Origin of the sequence: Streptomyces sp. DT190, assembly GCF_049846985.1 — a bacterium.
Lineage (GTDB): Bacteria > Actinomycetota > Actinomycetes > Streptomycetales > Streptomycetaceae > Streptomyces.
The window spans coordinates 160,327-178,275 of sequence record NZ_JBNCNM010000016.1; the positions used below are offsets into that span (position 1 = coordinate 160,327).

General features: G+C 76.2%; 5 protein-coding genes. 4 read left to right on the forward strand and 1 reads right to left on the reverse strand.

What is annotated here, in order from left to right:
* Positions 1-38: 38 nt before the first annotated feature.
* From ACPXCS_RS26435 to ACPXCS_RS26450, 4 genes are all read left to right on the forward strand, one after another.
* Positions 39-1,028, forward strand: a complete 990-nt coding sequence (locus ACPXCS_RS26435) for an ATP-binding cassette domain-containing protein (RefSeq protein ID WP_425951781.1) — start codon at positions 39-41, stop codon at positions 1,026-1,028.
* Positions 1,028-1,879 carry an ABC transporter permease gene (locus ACPXCS_RS26440; RefSeq protein WP_351366618.1) on the forward strand — a complete coding sequence of 284 codons (852 nt, stop codon included), beginning with the start codon at positions 1,028-1,030 and terminating at the stop codon, positions 1,877-1,879. The genes ACPXCS_RS26435 and ACPXCS_RS26440 overlap by 1 nt, the downstream gene beginning before the upstream one ends.
* Positions 1,872-5,912: an AMP-binding protein gene (locus ACPXCS_RS26445; protein WP_425951780.1), complete on the forward strand. Its 4,041-nt coding sequence runs from the start codon at positions 1,872-1,874 to the stop codon at positions 5,910-5,912. Before ACPXCS_RS26440 ends, ACPXCS_RS26445 begins: the two co-directional genes overlap by 8 nt.
* Before the next feature lie 110 nt (positions 5,913-6,022).
* Positions 6,023-7,057: a ketoacyl-ACP synthase III family protein gene (locus tag ACPXCS_RS26450; RefSeq protein WP_365099786.1), complete on the forward strand. Its 1,035-nt coding sequence runs from the start codon at positions 6,023-6,025 to the stop codon at positions 7,055-7,057.
* 73 nt (positions 7,058-7,130) lie between these two features.
* On the opposite strand, the gene ACPXCS_RS26455 is transcribed toward ACPXCS_RS26450, so the two are convergent.
* The gene (locus tag ACPXCS_RS26455; protein ID WP_425951786.1) at positions 7,131-17,948 is read right to left on the reverse strand and encodes a type I polyketide synthase; all 10,818 of its coding nucleotides are present in this window, start codon (positions 17,946-17,948) and stop codon (positions 7,131-7,133) included.
* Position 17,949 lies beyond the last annotated feature (1 nt).

The window sequence follows — 17,949 nt, forward strand, 5'->3', positions numbered from 1 at the left end:
CCCCACCCCCACCCCTGCGCACAAGGACGGAGAAGCCCATGGCGGGCGCCATTCACGCCGCGGGTCTGGTGAAGACCTTCGGCGATGTCCGGGCCGTCGACGGAGTCGACCTGGACGTACCGGAAGGCAGCGTGCTGGGCCTCCTGGGCCCCAACGGAGCGGGCAAGACCACCATGGTGCGTCTGCTCACCACGCTGCTGCGCCCCGACGCGGGCACCGCGACCGTGGCCGGTCACGAAGTGGTCCGCGACCCGGACTCGGTGCGGCTCGCGATCGGCCTGTCGGGCCAGTTCGCCGCCGTCGACGACCGGCTCACCGGCCGCGAGAACCTCCGCATGATCGGCGAGCTGTACGGGCTGCGCTCCCGCTCGGCCCGGCGGCGCGCCGACGAACTGCTCGACCGGTTCGACCTGGCCGGCGCCGCCGACCGGGTGTCGGGCACCTACTCCGGCGGCATGCGGCGCCGCCTGGACCTGGCGTGCGCGCTGGTGGTGCGGCCCTCGGTGATGTTCCTCGACGAGCCGTCGGTCGGTCTTGACCCGACGAGCCGGCTGCTGCTGTGGGACGCCATCGAGGACTTGGTGCGGCAGGGCACCACGCTGCTGCTCACCACCCAGTACCTGGAGGAGGCCGACCGGCTCGCCCAGGACCTCGCGGTGGTCGACCACGGGCGGATCATCGCCCGGGGAACCCCCCACGACCTCAAGGCCAGGGCCGGCGGCCGGCGCATCGAGCTGGTCGTGTCCTGGTCCGAGCAACTCGACGCCGCCGCACGGCTGCTGGCCCGGCTCGCCGGCCGCACCCCGGACGTCGACCGGCCCCGGGCCACGGTGTCCGCACCGGCCGAGGGCGGGGTGCGGCTGCTGGCGGAGGTGGTCACCGCGCTGGACGCCGAGGGCATCGAGATCACCGACATCGGGCTGCGCCGCCCCACCCTGGACGAGGTCTTCCTGGCCCTGACCGAGAACGTGTCCCGGGGCACCGGACGGACCGCGGTGGGCGTCGGCGCGCCGAGCGAGAAGGAGTGATGAACGTGTCGGCAGCGGCACCCGCCGTACCCGAACTGAAGCCCGGTACGGCCGCCAAGGCCGTACGCGACGTCCTGGTGGTGACCCGGCGCAACGTGCTCCGCATGGTGCGGATCCCCGAGGTGCTGATCCTCAGCCTGGTGCAGCCCGTGGTGTTCGTGCTGCTCTTCGCCTACCTGTTCGCCGGCTCCTTCGGGCTGCCCGGCGCGGAGGGCCCGGCGGCCTACCGGGAGTTCATGATGCCGGGGTTCTTCGCCCAGACCATCGCGTTCGCCACGGCCAGCAACAGCAGCGTCAGCATGGCCACCGACGTGCAGAGCGGCATGGTGGACCGGTTCCGGTCGCTGCCGATGGCGCGCGGCGCGCTGCTGACCGGGCGCACGGTCGCGGACCTGGTGCAGAACGTGATCGTCATCGTGGTGATGATCCTCTGCGCGCTGCTGGTCGGCTGGCGGATCCACCACGGTGTGCTCCGGGCGGTGGCGGCCTTCGCGCTGCTGCTGCTCATGGGGTACGCACTGTCGTGGGTGGGCGTCGTCGTCGGACTGTCGGTGCGCGCCCCGGAGGCGGCGGCGACCAGCAACTTCCTGTGGCTGTTCCCGCTGACGTTCCTGTCCAACGCGTTCGTGGCGCCGTCCACGCTGCCGACGGTGCTGCGCTGGGCCGCCGAGTGGAATCCGCTGAGCGCGACGGTGCAGGCGGCCCGCGAGCTGTTCGGCAACCCGGGGCTGGCCGCCACCGGGTCGTGGCCCGCGCAGCATCCGGTGCTGGTCTCGGTGACCTGGTCGGTGGTCATCGCCGTGGTGTGCCGGACGCTGGCGGTGCGCCGCTACCGTGCGGCCGGTGCCTGAGGGGGACGGCCTGATGACGGACGCCACGTTCCGGGCGGATCTGATCCGGCCGGTGCACGAACTGCTCGCCGGGCACGCGGCCCGGCAGCCGGACCGCGTCGCCTTCAAGGACGGCCGCCGCTCGGTCACCTGGGCCGAGCTGGACCGGCGCACGGCGCGGGTCGCCGGGCACCTGGTGGGCCTGGGGCTGGGCCGCGGCGAGTCGGCGGTGATCTACCTGCCGAACCGGGTGGAGACGGTGGAAAGCTATCTCGCCGTCACCCGCGCCGCCGGCGTGGGGGTGCCGCTGAACCCGCAGTCGACCGACCCCGAACTGGCCCATGTGCTGGCGGACTGCGCGGCCCGGGTGGTCATCACGGGTGCGGCGCAGCTGCCGCAGGTGCGCCGGGTCCTCGCGGACCGGCCGGACGTCGTGGTGATCCTGGTCGGTGACGCCTCCGAGCCGGGGTTCGCCGAGGCCCGCGACGAGACGCTGCCGCGGTGGGAGGTACTTGCGTCGACCTGGTCGCTGCGCGACCCGCCCCGCGACGACCTGGGCCTGGACGAGCCGGCCTCGATGCTGTACACCTCCGGCACGACCGGACGCCCCAAGGGCGTCGTCTCCACGCAGCGCGGCTCCCTGTGGGCGACGGCCGCGTGCAACGCCCCGCTGCTGGGGCTGTCGCCGCAGGACCGCCTCGTGTGGCCGATGCCCCTCTTCCACGCGGTGGCGCACAACATCTGCGTGCTCGGTGTGGTCGCCGTCGGCGCGAGCGCCCGCATCACCGACGCGCTGGCGGCCGAGGAGGTGCTGCTCCGGGCGCGGGAGGAGGACGCCACGTTCCTGGTGGGCGTGCCGACGCTGTTCCACCACATGGTGGAGCTGGCCCGCTCCGGTGCCGTGGAGGTGCCGCGGTTGCGGGTGTGCATGGTGGCGGGCTCCTCCTGCCCGCGGTCCCTGCACGAGGAGTTCCGGGCCGCCTTCGGCATCGGGCTGCTGGACAGCTACGGCTCCACCGAGACCGGCGGCGCCATCACGACCAACCTGCCCGGCGGGCCGTACGTGCCGGGTTCGTGCGGGGTGCCGCTGCCCGGGCTGACGCTGCGGCTGACCGATCCGCGCACCCGCGCGGAGGTCGAACCGGGTTCCGAGGGGGAGATCTGGGTCTCCAGCCCCGCCCTGATGCTGGGCTACCACCGGCAGCCGGAGGAGACCGCCGCCGTCCTGTCGGACGGCTGGTACCGCACCGGTGACCTGGCCCGGCAGGACGCCGACGGCTATGTGACGATCACGGGCCGGCTCAAGGAGCTCATCATCCGCGGCGGGGAGAACATCCACCCGCGCGAGGTGGAACAGGCGCTGGCCGCGGCTCCCGGGGTGGCCGACGCGGCCGTGGCGGGTGTCCCGCACGAGTCGCTCGGCGAGGTCCCCGCGGCCTACCTGGTGCCGGGCCCGGACGGGATCGACGTCGACGCCGTGCTGGCCGTGTGCCGGGAGCGGCTGTCGGCGTTCAAGCTGCCGGAGGAGATCCACGAGATCGCCGAGGTGCCGCGCAACCCGGCCGGCAAGGTCATCCGCAAGGAACTGGCCGGTGCGGCGGGCCGGTTGCTGTGGCGCCGTAACCGGCAGGCCGCGGAGTCGGCCCGCCGGTACACCGGCGCCGCCGACCTGGGCCTGGACGACACCGGTCACCCGTTGCTGACCGCGTGCGTCGAGCTGCCCGACCGGCGGGAACTGGTGTACACCGGCCGTCTCACGGCCGCCGGGACCGACCCCTCGCTGCTGCGGCGGACCGGCGGCGGCACGGTCGTTGCCGGATCCGCGCTGCTGGAGCTGGTGCTGTACGCGGCGGGCCGGGCCGGCTGCGCGCGCGTGGTCGAGCTCTCGGCAGACGAGCCGCTGGTGGTGCCCCGCGAGGAGGGTGTGCAGCTGCGGGTGACCGTGGGTGCGGCGGACGGTGCCGGTGTGCGGCGCGTGGAGGTGCACGGACGGCGGGACGCGCACGGCGCCGCGGGCCGCCCGTGGGCCCGGCACGCGTCGGGCGCGGTGGCGCCCGTCGCCCTGCCGGAGCCGGACGATCCGGTGGCCGTGTGGCCTCCGCAGGGCGCCCGCCGCGACAGCGCCGGTGACGCCGAGCCGGACGGCCGGGTGCCGGGCACGGTGTGGCGGCGGGACGACGAGGTGTTCGTGGAGGTGTCGCTGCCGGACTGGACTACGGCGCGGGACGGGTTCGAGGCGCACCCGGCGCTGCTGGAGGCGGCGTTCGCGGCCGCGGTCGGACGGTCACCGGAACCGGAGACCGCGGTGTCCTGGCGCGAGGTGTCCCTGTACGCGGTGGACGCGTCGGTGCTGCGGGTGCGGCTGCGGGCCGCGGCGGACGGGACCTGGTCGGTGGACGCCTCGGACGGTGCCGGGGACCCGGTGCTGACGGCGCGCTCGGTGACGTTCGCGCCGTCGGCCCGCGCTGCCGTCCGGGCGGCGTCCGCGGCCCAGCAGGACGGCCTGTTCGAGGAGGTGTGGGACGTCTTCGACCTGCCCCGCACGCCGCCGCGGCAGGAGCGCTGGACGGTCGTCGGCGCGGACGCGCTGGGGGCCCGCTCGGGGCTGATGTCGGCCGGCCGCTACTGCGAGATCCAGCCCGGTCTGCCGGAGCTGCTGTCCGCGGTGGAGGAGGGCGCCCCGGTACCGGACGTGGTGGTCGTCTCGCCGGCCGGAACGGCGGAGGGACCGTCGTCCGCCGACGCGGTGCGCGCGGCCGTCGACGAGGCGCTGGGCTGGGTGCGGCACTGGGCCGGTCCCCGCTTCGCGCACAGCCGTCTCGTCGTGCTGACCCGCGGCGCCCTCGCCGCCCGGGAGGACGGCGTGCCGCCGGACCCGGCGGCCGCCGCCGTGTGGGGTCTGGTCGGCGCGGTCCAGGACCGGGCGCCGGGCCGGATCGCGCTGATCGAGACCGACGCCGTCAAACGCTCCTGGCGGCGGGTGGAGGCCGCGGTCGCCTCGGGCGAGCCCCGACTCGCGCTGCGCGGCGGCGAGGTCCGCCGGCCGCGAGCGGCCCGGCTGCCGGTGGCGGTGCCCGACGGCCCCCCGGCCGGGCGGGTCGCGCTGTTCGCCGCGGGCGAGGAGGCGGGTCCGGCGGCGTTCCTGCCGGCCGTGTGGCCCGGGCACCGGCCGCTGCTGGCGGGCCCGTACGCGAAGAACGCGGCCGACCGGATGCCGGCGGCCACCGGGGCCGGCGATCCGGTGCCGTGGGACGGCGATCCGGTGCCGTGGGAGCCCGGCGACCCGGCCGGATCCGTCCGGGCACTGCTCGACGCCGGTCCCGCGACCGTGGTGTTCGCCGCTTCCGTACGGGCCGAGCGGGACGCCGACGTGGACGCCGCGCTGCGCCCCGTCGTGGACCCGGCACTGGAACTGGTCCGCTCGGCACCCACCGCCGCGGTGACGTCCGTGGTGTTCGCCACGCCCGGCCCGCGCGAGGCGGGGCCCGCGGACGCGGCGGTCGCGGCGGTGTTCGACGTCTGCGCCCGCCGGCTGCGGGAGGCGGGGGTGGCGGCCGTGTCGGTGCGCGGCCCGGCCGGACCGCCGGAGGAGGCCGCCGACCTGTTCGCCGCGGCCGTCGGCGCCGGACGGCCGGCGCTCACCGCCGAGCGGCCCGGGATACCGCGCCCGCGTACCGCCGCGCCCCTCACGGCGAGCGCCGCGCTGCTGCGCGGCCTCGCACCGGGCACGGTGCGGCGGGCCGCGCGCGACGCGGTCGCCGACCCCGGCGGGCTGCGGCACCGCCTGGCCGCGCTCACGGGCGCCGAGCAGGAGGAGATCCTGCTGCGTCTGGTGCGCGGGCACTTCGCGGAGGCGCTGGGCCGCGCGGGCGCCGGACAGGTGCCCGCCGACCAGGAGATCCGCGATCTGGGCTTCGACTCGCTGACCGCGCTGACCGCGCGCAACGCACTGGAGTCGGCAACCGGGCTGTCGCTGCCGGCGTCGGTGGTCTTCGACTTCGCGACACCGGCGGGGCTGGCCCGTCATCTGCGGGAGGAACTGCTCGCCGGCTGAGGCGAGCCGACGCCGGGCGGCAGGGCACCGAGGGGTGCGCTGCCGCCCGGTGCCGTGTTCGACGCCGCCCATGGAGGTCGGCCCGACAGGCCGGCCAGGAGGAGGAAGAGATGCGTGTCGAGAACGTGTACGTCGAGTCGCTGGGCGTGGTGCTGCCCGCCTGGGCCAGTGCCGAGCAGGCGGTGGCCGAGGGCCGGCTGGACGCGGAGATCCAGGCCGCGAACGGCCTGACCGGGGCGCATGTCGCGGGGGACGTACCGGCGATGGACCTGGCGGTGTCGGCGGCGCGGATCGCGCTGGACCGCTCGAAGATCGACCCGGAGGACCTGGGGGCGCACATTCACAGCGCGGTCCACTACCAGGCACCCGAAGGCGCGTACCCGCCCGGCTACATCCTGCGGGAGCTGGGGCTGGGACGGCTGCCCGCGCTCTTCCTCCAGCAGGGCTGCGACGGCATGCTCAGCGCGCTGGAGGTGGCGATCGGCAAGCTCACGGGGGCCGCCGAGGCGGGGTCGGTGCTGCTGACGACGGGTGAGAACTTCTCCTCCCCCACCATGGACCGCTGGCGGGGCTTCGGGCAGGCGTACATCCTCGGGGACGGCGCGGCGGCGGCGCTGGTCAGCGACGAGGGCGGGTTCGCCGAGGTGCGCTCGCTGAACTCCGGGGTGCTGCACGAGCTGGAGAAGTGGCACCGCGGTGACGGTCCGCTGGTGCTGCGCGAGGGCGCCGGGTCGATGTCCGACATGGCCGAGCGGGCGCAGCGGTTCACCGAACGCGAGATGCCGCTGTCGGAGACGATGGAGAAGCTGACCCTGTTCGACCTGGACATCATCCAGCGTTCCCTGGTGGACGCCGGGATCAACGCCTCGGACCTGGCGAAGGTCGTCCCCATCAACATGGACGGCCGGATGATCGAGTACTCGATCATGATGCCGCTGGGGCTGACGATGGACCGGTGCAGCTGGGACTTCGGCCGGGCGGTGGGGCACGTGGGCGGCGCGGACGTGTTCATCACGCTGGAGCACCTGGTCCGCACCCGGGCGGTGTCCCCCGGCGACCACGTGCTGCTGGTGTCCCAGGGGCCCGGCTGGCTGTGCAGCGCGGCCGTGGTCACGGTCACCGAGGTGCCGCACTGGGCCGAGTGACCGCGCGGCACGACGCAAGGGCCCGCCCCCCATCCGAGGGGGCGGGCCCTTGCGCTGTGTCCTCGGACCCGCGTCAGGCGCCGAGGCCGGTCAGCCAGCCGTCGGTGGCGTCGGCGGTGGAGCGGGCGTGCGCCTCCATCATGGTGAAGTGGTTGCCGGGGACGTCGAGCACGGTGTGGGCCCGGTCCCAGGACGTCTGCCACTCGTGCGCGGGCAGCTCCTCCCCGGGAGCCGGGGGCACCGGCGGTTCGCTGGAACGCACCAGCAGGACCGGGCAGTCGAGCGGGCCCGGCTCCCATTCGCCGATGAGCGCCACGTACCAGCTCATGGCGGTCAGCCGGTCGGTGTCCATGTGCGCGAACATCGACTCCCGTTCGAACATGCCGCTCAGCATCTGCTGGGAGAAGCGCAGGAACGGCGAGTCGGCCCGCGGCATGTAGGTGTCCAGCAGGACGACGGCGGCCGGTGCCGCGCCGCGCTCCTGCAGGCGCCGGGCCGCGGACAGGGCCAGTACGCCGCCGGAGGAGGAGCCGAGCAGGACCGCCGGGGTGTCGCCGACGGTGCGGTGTACGGCGTCGGCGTGCAGGTCGGCCACCGCGTCGAAGGTGGCGGGCAGCGGCTCCCCGGCGCCGAAACCCTGGGTGGGCAGCGCCCACACGTCGCGCCGGCCGCGGAAGCGGGAGGCGAACCGGGCGTACTGGTGGACGCCGGCGAGGGCGACGTAGGAGCTGAAGCACACCAGGGGTGCGGCGGCGTCGCCGGCCGACAGGCGGATGGCCTCCGGGACGGACGGCAGGTCGGCCGGGGCGGTGAAGGTGGGGCGCAGTCCGGCCGCCGCCTGGAGCAGCGTGAAGCCGTCGTCCACCCGGCCGTCCAGGCAGGCCGCCTTGAACAGGCCGCCGATCGTGTCCTCGGCGCGGACCGGCGGGCCGGCCGGAGCCGGGCCGCCGGCGGGTGCGGCGGCCTGCTGCGGCTCCGTGTCGAGGCGCTGGTGCAGGTGGGCGGCGAGCGCCTCGGGGGTGGCGTGGTCGAACAGCAGGGTGGGGGGCAGGGTGAGACCGGTCGCCGAGGCGAGGTGGTTGCGCAGTTCCACCACCGTCAGGGAGTCGAAGCCCTGCTCGGTGAAGAGGCGGTCGGGTTCGACCGCGTCGGCCGAGGGGTGGCCCAGCACGGTGGCGGCCAGGTCGCGGACCAGTCCGAGCAGGCGGGCGCGGCCCTCCTCGGGCGTGGTGCCGGCGAGCAGGCGCGAGGTGACCGGTCCACCGGTGGACCCGGCCTCGACGGTGCGGCGGGCCGGGGCGGTGGGGGCGGGGCGGAGCAGCGCGCGTACTCCCGCGGTGCCCGAGCCGGTGCGTACGGCGATCACCGCGGGGTCCGTGGCGGTCAGCGCGTCGTCCAGCAGGGCGAGGGCCTCGTCGGTGGCCAGCGGGCGCAGTCCGCCGCGGGCCAGCCGGCCGCGGTCGGTGGCGGACAGCCGGGAGGTCATGCCGCTGTCGCCGTCCCACAGTCCCCAGGCGACGGAGACGGCGGGCAGCCCGAGGGCGTGCCGATGGGCGGCGAGCCCGTCGAGGAAGGCGTTCGCGGCCGCGTAGTTGGCCTGGCCGGGCGCGCCGAAGGTGCCGGCCGCGGAGGAGAACAGCACGAACGCCGTCGGGCCGAGGTGCGCGGTGGCGTCGTGCAGGTGCCGGGCGCCGTCCGCCTTGGGCCGCAGCACGGTGTCCAGACGGCCCGGGTCGAGGGCGGTGAGCACGGCGTCGTCGGTGACGCCGGCCGCGTGGACGACGCCCGTGAGCGGCGCGTCGTCGGGCAGCCGGCTCAGCAGGCGGGTGACGTCGGCGCGGTCGGCGACGTCGCAGGCCTCCAGCCGGACCCTGGCTCCCAGTGCGGTCAGTTCGGCGACCAGGGTGTCGGCGCCGTCGGCGGCGGGGCCGCGGCGGCCGGTCAGCAGCAGGGAGCGCACGCCGTGCCGGGTGACCAGGTGCCGGGCGACGGCCCGGCCGAGGGTGCCGGTGGCGCCGGTGACCAGGACGGTTCCGGCGGCCAGGCCAGGCGTGGTGGGGCCGGTGGCGGCGGGGGCGACGTCGGGGTGCAGGAGGCGTCCGTCGCGGACGGCGCCGTGCGGGTGGCCGGCGGCGACCGCGGCGAGCAGCGCCCGGTCGTCGGCGTCCGTGGGCTCGCCGGGCAGGTCCAGCAGCTGGAACCGTCCGGGGTGCTCGGCCTGCGCGGAGCGCACCAGTCCCCACAGGGCGGCGCCGGCGACGTCCGGCAGGGCCGCCCCGGCAGACGCGGTGACCGGGCCGGCGGTGACGGCGGCGCGGGTGACGAGGACCAGCCGGGAGCCGGCGAACCGGTCGTCGGCCAGCCAGCCGCACATCAGCTCGTGCACCCGGGTCAGCAGGCCCCGTACCGCGTCGGGTGCCGCGTGACCGTCGGGGCGGCCGGGTTCGGGGGCCACCAGGACCAGTTCGGGCATGGTCATGCCGGTGTCGACCGCCTTGGCCAGGGCCTCCAGGTCGGCGTAGGTCTCCAGGTGCACGCCGGCCCCGTCGAGGGCGGCGGCGACGCGGTCGTCACCGGTGCCGAGGACGATCCAGCGCACCGACTCCGCGCGCGGCGCGGCCGGCAGCGGCAGGGTCTCCCGCCAGTCCAGGCGCAGCAGTTCGGCCCGGTCCGGGCCCTCGGCGGGGCTCACCGCGCGCAGGGTGATCGCGTCGGCGGTGGCGACCGGCTGCCCGGTGGTGTCGGTGACGAGGACGGAGTAGCCGTGGTCGTGCCCGGCGGGGGCCAGCCGCACCCGCAGCGCGGTGGCGCCGGTGGCGTGCAGGGTGAGCCCGGTCCAGGCGAACGGCAGCATGGGCGCGGCGGGTTCGTCCGCCGGTACTCCCGGGCGCCGCACCAGGAGCGCCTGGACGGCGGCGTCCAGGAGCGCGGGGTGCAGGCCGTGGCGGGCGGCGTCCTCCCGGTACGGCTCGGGCAGTTCGACCTCGGCGAAGACCTCCTCGCCGCGCTGCCACACGGTGCGCAGCCCGCGGAAGCCGGGCCCGTAGTCGAAACCGGCCGCGGCGAAGGCGGCGTAGGGGTCCGTGTCGGAGACGACGGCGGCGCCGGGCGGCGGCCAGGCGGCCAGGTCGCCCGTCGGCGGGGAGGGGACCTGCGGGGCGAGGACGCCCCGGGCGTGGGGGCGCCAGTCCGTCCCGTCCCCGGCGGGCCGTGACCAGATGCCGAAGGAGCGGCGCCCGGACTCGTCGGGGGCGTCGACGGTGACCTGGACGGGGACGGCTCCCCGCTCCGGTACGGCGAGCGGGCTGAGCAGGGTGAGTTCGCTCAGGTGGCCGCAGCCGGCCCGGTCGCCGACGTGTACGGCGAGGTCGAGGAAGCCGGTGGCGGGCAGGATGACCTGCCCGAGGACGGCGTGGTCGGCGAGCCAGGGCTGGGTGCGCGTGGACAGTCGCCCGGTGAACAGCAGCTCCTGCGAGCCCGCCCGGGTGATCTCGGCGTCGAGGAACGGGTGACCGGCGGGGTCGGCTCCGCCGGCTGCGGCGACCGCGCCGGCCGGCACGGTGGGCAGCCAGTAGCGCTGCCGCTGGAAGGCGTACGTGGGCAGGGGCACGGGCCGGGCGCCGGGCAGCAGCGCCGCCCAGTCGGGGTCGGTGCCGTGGGCGAAGAGGGTGGCGACCGCGGTGAGCAGCCGGCGTCGTTCGGGCTGGTCGCGCAGGACGGCGGCGGTGAACACCGCGTCCGGCGCGGCCTCGGGCTCCGCCTCGGCGAGGGCCGCCTCGGCGAGGGCGGTGAGCCGGCTGTCGGGGCCCACCTCCAGGAAGCGGCGCGTTCCGAGGTCGCGCAGGCGCAGCAGGGCGTCGTGGAACCGGACCGGGCGCCTGACGTGCCGTACCCAGTACTCGGGGTCGGTGAGCAGGCCGGGTTCCGCGGCCGAGCCGGTCCCGGTCGACACGACGGGCAGGGCCGGCTCGGCGTAGGAGAGTCCGGTGACGACGGCCCGGAACTCCTCGAGCACCGGCTCCATCAGGGGCGAGTGGAAGGCGTGGCCGACCCGCAGCCGGGTGGCGCGCCGGCCCAGCCGGGCGAAGTGCGCGCAGACCTCCGTCACGGCGTCCTCGGTGCCGGAGACGACGGTGTCACCGGGCCCGTTGAGGGCGGCGACGCCGATCTCGTCCTCCCGTCCGGCCAGCAGGGGCGCCACCTCGGCCTCGGTGGCCCGCACGGCGGCCATCGCGCCGCCCGGCGGGAGGGCCTGCATCAGGCGTCCGCGGGCGGCCACCAGGGCGCAGGCGTCGTCGAGGGAGAACACGCCGGCCACGTGGGCCGCGGCGATCTCTCCGATGGAGTGGCCCGCGAGCACGTCGGGGCGTACGCCGAGCGACTCCAGCAGCCGGAACAGCGCGACCTCGAAGGCGAAAAGGGCGGGCTGGGCGTACTCGGTGCGGTGCACGAGGTCGGCGTCGTCCCCGAACACGGCCTCGCGCAGGCCGGGGACGCGGGCGCACACGGCGTCGAAGGCGTCGGCGAACACCGGGAAGGCGGCGTGCAGTTCACGGCCCATGCCGGGGCGCTGGGCGCCCTGTCCGGTGAACAGGAAGGCGGTGCGTCCGCCGGTGCGGGCGGTGCCGGTGACGGTGGCCGGCAGCGGGGTGCCGTCGGCGAGGGCCCGGAGCTGGGCGGTGAGGTCGTCCTGGCCCGCGCCGACGAGGACGGCGCGGTGGGGGAAGGCGGTACGGGTGGTGGCCAGGGCGAGGGCGGTGTCGGCCGGGGCCACGCCGGGGTGCGCGCTCACGTGGTCGAGCAGGCGGCGGGCCTGGTCGCGCAGGGCACGCGGGTCGCGGCCGCTGACGACCCAGGGGACGTCGCCGGACGGCTTCCCCTCCGTATCGGCGGCGGGCTGTTCGGGGGCGGCTTCGAGGACGACGTGCGCGTTGGTGCCGCTGATCCCGAACGACGACACACCCGCACGCCGCGGCCGGTCCCCCGGCACGGTCCACTCCCGTGCCTCGGTCAGCAGCTCGACCGCGCCCTGCTCCCAGTCCACGTGCGAGGACGGCGCGTCCACGTGCAACGTCGCCGGCAGCACACCGTGCTCCATCGCCAGCACCATCTTCATCACACCCGCCACACCGGCACCCGCCTGCGTGTGACCGACATTCGACTTCACCGAACCCAGCCACAGGGGCCGTTGACGATCGCGGCCGTAGGTGGCGAGCAGGGCCTGCGCCTCGATCGGGTCACCCAGCCGCGTGCCCGTGCCGTGCGCCTCCACCGCGTCCACCTCGGCCGCCGACAGCCCGGCGTCCGCGAGCGCGGCCCGGATCACCCGCTGCTGGGAGGGGCCGTTCGGCGCGCTCAGACCGTTGGACGCGCCGTCCTGGTTGACCGCGCTGCCCTTCACCACCGCCAGTACGCGATGCCCCAGCCGGCGCGCGTCCGACAACCGCTCCACCAGCAGCAGACCGCCGCCCTCGGAGAACCCGGTCCCGTCCGCCGCGTCCGCGAACGCCTTGCACCGCCCGTCGGCCGCCAGCCCCTGCTGACGGCTGAAGTCCACGAACAGGCCGGGCGTCGACATCACGGTGACTCCGCCCGCGAGGGCGAGGTCGCACTCCCCCGCCCGCAGCGACCGTGCGGCCAGGTGCAAGGCCACCAGGGAGGACGAGCAGGCGGTGTCGACGGTGACCGCCGGGCCCTCCAGGCCGAAGGTGTACGACAGCCGGCCCGACATGACACTGGCGGAGTTGCCGGTGCCCAGGTGGGCTCCGACCTCGTCGCCCGGTGCGATCGGGCGGGAGGTGTAGTCCTGGTAGTTGGTGCCGGCGAAGACACCGGTGCGGCTGCCGCGCAGCGCGCGCGGGTCGATCCCGGCCCGCTCGAACGTCTCCCACGCCATCTCCAGCAGCAGCCGCTGCTGCGGGTCCATGGCGAGGGCCTCGCGCGGCGAGATGTTGAACACGCCCGGGTCGAAGTCCGCGAAGCCGTCGAGGAAACCGCCGGTGAGCGTGGAGGTGCGGCCGGCCCGTCCGGGCTCGGGGTCGTACAGGGACTCCAGGTCCCAGTCCCGGTCCTGCGGGAAGGGGCCCATCACGTCGGTGCCGTCGGCCAGGAGCTGCCAGAACCGCTCGGGGGTGTCCGCGCCGCGGGGGAAGCGGCAGGCCATGCCGACGATCACGACGGGGTCGTCGGCGGTGTCCGTGCGCGGCCCGGCGGGGCCGGCGCCGGAGACGGGGAGCCCTTGCCGGGGGGCGAGTTGCTGGTCGAGGTGTTCGGCGAGCGCGGCCGGGGTCGGGTAGTCGTAGACGAGGGTGGCGGGCAGCCTCATGCCGGTCGCCTCGCCGAGGGTGTTGCGCAGTTCGACGGCGGTGAGGGAGTCGAAGCCGAGTTCGCGGAAGGCGCGGGCGGGTTCGACGTCGTCGGGGCTCGGGTGGTTGAGGACGTAGGCGATGTGGGCGCGGACGAGGTGCAGCAGGGCGTGCCTGCGGTCCGCGTCGGAGAGGGCGGCGAGCTGGGCGGGGAGCCCGCCCTCGGTGTCCGCCGTGTCCGGGTCGCCGGCGCCGGGCGCGGGCCGGTTCGCCCGCAGGCGCTCGAGGTCGGGCAGGGCGGCGTACAGGCGCCGGGGACGGCCCTTGGCGAGTTCGGCGCCGAAGACCTCCCAGTCGATGTCGGTGACGACCAGCGCCGTGTCGTCGTGGTCGAGGGCGTCCTGGAGGGCGGTGACCGCGACGGCGGGGTCCATCAGGCGTACGCCGTGCCGCTGGAGGCGTTCGCCGACGGTGCCGGAGGCCATGCCGCCGTCGGCCCAGCCGCTCCAGGCGACGGCGGTGGCGGGCAGCCCGCGGGCGCGGCGGTCCTCGGCGAGGGCGTCGAGGAAGGCGTTGCCGGGAGCGTAGTTGCCGTGTCCGGGGCTGCCGAAGACGCCCGAGGAGGAGGAGAACAGCACGAACGCGGACAGGTCGAGTCCGGCGGTGGCGGCGTCGAGGTTGAGGGCGCCGCCGACCTTGACCCGCAGGACCTCGGCGAGCCGGTCGGGGGTGAGGGAGCCGATGACGCCGTCGTCGAGGACGGCCGCGGTGTGGAAGACGGCGGTCAGGGGCCGGTCGGCGGGGATGGCGGCGAGCAGGGAGCCGAGGGCGTCGGGATCGGCGATGTCGCAGGCGGCCAGCTCGGCGCGGGTTCCGTGGGCGGCGAGTTCCTCCAGCAGGCCGGCGGCGCCCTCCGCGTCGGGGCCGGAGCGGCTGACGAGCAGCAGGTGCTCGGCGCCGGAGCGGGCGAGCCAGCGGGCGACGTGCCGGCCGAGGGCGCCGGTGCCGCCGGTGACCAGGACGGTGCCGCCGGGCTGCCAGCGGCGGCGGGCGGGCAGCCCGCCGGTGGCGGCGCGTTCCAGGCGGCGGCCGAGGACGCCGGCGGGGCGGATCGCGACCTGGTCCTCGTGGTCGGTGCCCGCGAGGACCGCGATCAGCCGGTCGGCGGCGCGGTCGTCCGGGTCGGCCGGCAGGTCGGCCAGGCCGCCCCAGCAGTCGGCCTGTTCGAGCGCGACGACCCGGCCGAAGCCCCAGACGAGGGCCTGGGCGGGGTGGTCGGGGCCCGCTGCGGGCGCGGTGGCGACGGCGCCGCGGGTCAGGAACCACACCGGCAGGCGGGTGTTGAGGTCGTCCATGGCCTGGACGAGGGCGACGGTGGCGGCGAATCCGCCCGGCAGCAGCGGGTGGCCGGGGTGCGGGGTGTCGTCGAGGGCGAGGAGGGACAGCACGGCCCGGGCTCCGTCGGCCGCGCCGGACAGGGCGGCGGCGAGGGCGGCGCGGTCGGCGGCGGTGTCGACGACGACCGGGACGCAGTCGGCGCCGGCCCGGGTGAGGGCGGCGTGGACCGCGGTGGCCTCGGGGCCGTCCTCGTGGCCGCGGGGCACCAGCAGCGGCCAGCGTCCGGTCAGCGCGGGGGCGGGGTGGTCGGCCAGGGGGTGCCAGGTGATGCGGTAGCGCCAGCGGTCGGCGGTGGCCCGGTCGGTGCTGCGCCTGCGGTAGCCGGCCAGGGCGGGGGCCAGGGCGGAGACGGTGTCCGGGTCCAGGTCGAGGGCGGCGGCCAGGGTGTCGAGGTCGCCCGCCTCGACGGCCTGCCAGAACGGGGCGTCCGCGGTGCCGGCGGCGGTGTCCGCGGCCGGCTTGCCGGTGAAGGCGGGCCAGTAGCGGCGGCGTTGGAAGGCGTAGACGGGCAGGTCGACGCGGTGCGCGGGCTCGTCGTGGACGGCCGTCCAGTCGACGCTGCCGCCGCGCACGGCGAGGGCGGCGGCGGAGGCGAGGAAGCGTTCGGGTCCGCCTTCGGAGCGGCGCAGGGTGCCGAGGACGGCGCCGTCGGTGATGCCGAGGTCCTCCAGGATGTCGCCGACCGCGGTGGTGACGACGGGGTGCGGGCCGGCCTCGACGAAGACGCGGTGCCCGGCTGCGGCGAGGTCCCGCACGGTGGTCTCGAAGCGGACCGGGCGGCGGACGTTGTCGTACCAGTAGGCGGCGTCGAGGGTGGTGGTGTCCTCGACGCGGGCCCCGGTGACGGTGGAGTGGAAGGGGATCCGTGCGGGGCGCGGGCGGACCGGGGCGAACCCGGCGAGGAGCGCGTCGCGGACCTCCTCCACCTGGGCGCAGTGGGAGGCGTAGTCCACGGGGACGCGGCGGGCGCGGACCCCGGCGGCGGTGAGGGCGGTCAGCAGTTCGGCGAGCGGTTCGGCGTCCCCGGAGACGGTGACCGAGCGGGGGCCGGTGACCGAACCCACCGAGATCCGGCCCTCGTAGGGGGTCAGGAGCTGTTCCACCTCGGCGAGCGGCAGGGGGACGGCCACCATGCCGCCGCGGCCGGTGATGGCGGTCAGTTCCCGGGAGCGGGTGACGACGACGCGGGCGGCGTCCTCCAGGGTGAGGACGCCGGCGATGTGGGCGGCGGCGATCTCGCCCTGGCTCTGCCCGGCCACCGCGGCGGGGCGCACTCCGCAGGCCATCCACAGCCGGGCGAGTGCGACGCAGACGACGAACAGGGTGGGCTGGACGACGTCGAGGCGCTCCAGCGGCGGGGCGCCCGGTGCGCGGCGCAGCACGTCGAGGACCGCGTAGTCGGTGAACGTCTCGACCGCGGCGGCGGCCTCGTCGAAGAAGCGGCGGAACCGCGGGTCGGCCCCGTACAGCTCGGTGGCCATGCCCTCCCACTGGGGGCCCTGTCCGGGGAAGAGGAGGACCGGGTCGCCGTCGGTGTCGGCGACACCGCGCACGACGGCCGCGTCGGGTGTGCCCTCGGCGAGTGAGACCAGGCCGCGCAGGAGATCGTCCCGGTCGCGGGCGACGACCACGGCCCGGTGTTCGAGGGCGGGCCGGGTGGCGGCCAGGGACCAGGCCAGGTCGGCGGGGCGGGGCGTGCCGTCGGGGGCGCCCCGCAGGTGGGCGGCGAGGCGGGCGGCCTGCGCGCGCAGGGCGGCGGCGGTGCGGCCGGAGACGGGGAAGGCGCGGGCGCGGGGGGTGTCGTCGGCCGGCGCGGCCGTCTCGTCCGTGTCCGGCTCGGGGGCCTGTTCGAGGATGACGTGGGCGTTGGTGCCGCTGACGCCGAAGGAGGAGACCGCGGCGCGGCGCGGCCGGTCGCCGGTGCTGGGCCAGTCGCGGGCCTCGGTGAGCAGTTCGACGTGGCCCGCGCTCCAGTCGACGTGCCGGCTGGGCCGGTCGACGTGCAGGGTGGCCGGCAGGCGGCCGGCGCGCAGGGCGAGGACGGTCTTGATGACGCCGGCGACTCCGGCGGCGGCCTGGGTGTGGCCGATGTTGGACTTCACCGAGCCGAGCAGCAGCGGCCGGTCGGCGGGCCGGTCCTGGCCGTAGGTGGCGAGGAGTGCCTGTGCCTCGATCGGGTCGCCGAGGGTGGTGCCGGTGCCGTGCGCCTCGACGGCGTCGACGTCGGCGGGGGCGAGCCCGGCGGAGCGCAGGGCCTGCCAGATGACGCGTTCCTGGGACGGCCCGTTGGGTGCGGTCAGGCCGTTGGAGGCGCCGTCCTGGTTGACGGCGGAGCCGCGCAGCACGGCGAGGACGGGGTGGCCGTTGCGGCGGGCGTCGGCCAGCCGCTCGACGACGAGGACACCGGCGCCCTCGCCCCAGGCGGTGCCGTCGGCCGCGTCGGCGAAGGCCCGGCAGCGTCCGTCCGGGGACAGCCCGCGCTGGCGGCTGAACTCCAGGAAGATCGTCGGCGTCGACATGACGGTGACGCCGCCGGCCAGGGCCAGGTCGCACTCCCCCGCGCGCAGCGCCTGCGCGGCCAGGTGCAGGGTGACCAGGGAGGAGGAGCAGGCGGTGTCCACGGACACGGCCGGCCCCTCCAGGCCCAGGGTGTACGAGATGCGCCCGGAGAGCACGCTGGGCGAGTTGCCGACACCGTCGTCGCCGGCGTTGTCGGAGTGGGCGAGCAGGGCGGGGTAGTCCTGCAGGTTGGTGCCGGAGAACACACCGGTGCGGCTGCCGCGCAGGGCGAGCGGGTCGATGCCGGCGCGTTCCAGGGCCTCCCAGCAGATCTCCAGCAGCAGCCGCTGCTGCGGGTCGGTGCCGACGGCCTCGCGCGGGGAGATCCCGAAGAAGGAGGCGTCGAAGTCGGCGACCCGGTCGATGAACCCGCCGGTGCGGGTGTAGCTGCGGCCGGGCGTGCCCGGTTCCGGGTCGTAGAGCGACTCGACGTCCCAGCCGCGGTCGCGCGGCCAGTCGGTCATCGCGTCGGTGCCGTCCTCCAGCAGCCGCCACAGGTCGTCGGGGCCGGACACGCCACCGGGGAAGCGGCAGCCCATCGCGACGATCGCTATGGGTTCCTTCTCGCGGGCCTCGGCCGCCGCCAGCCGCTGTCGCGTCTGGTGGAGATCGGCCGTGACCTTCTTCAGG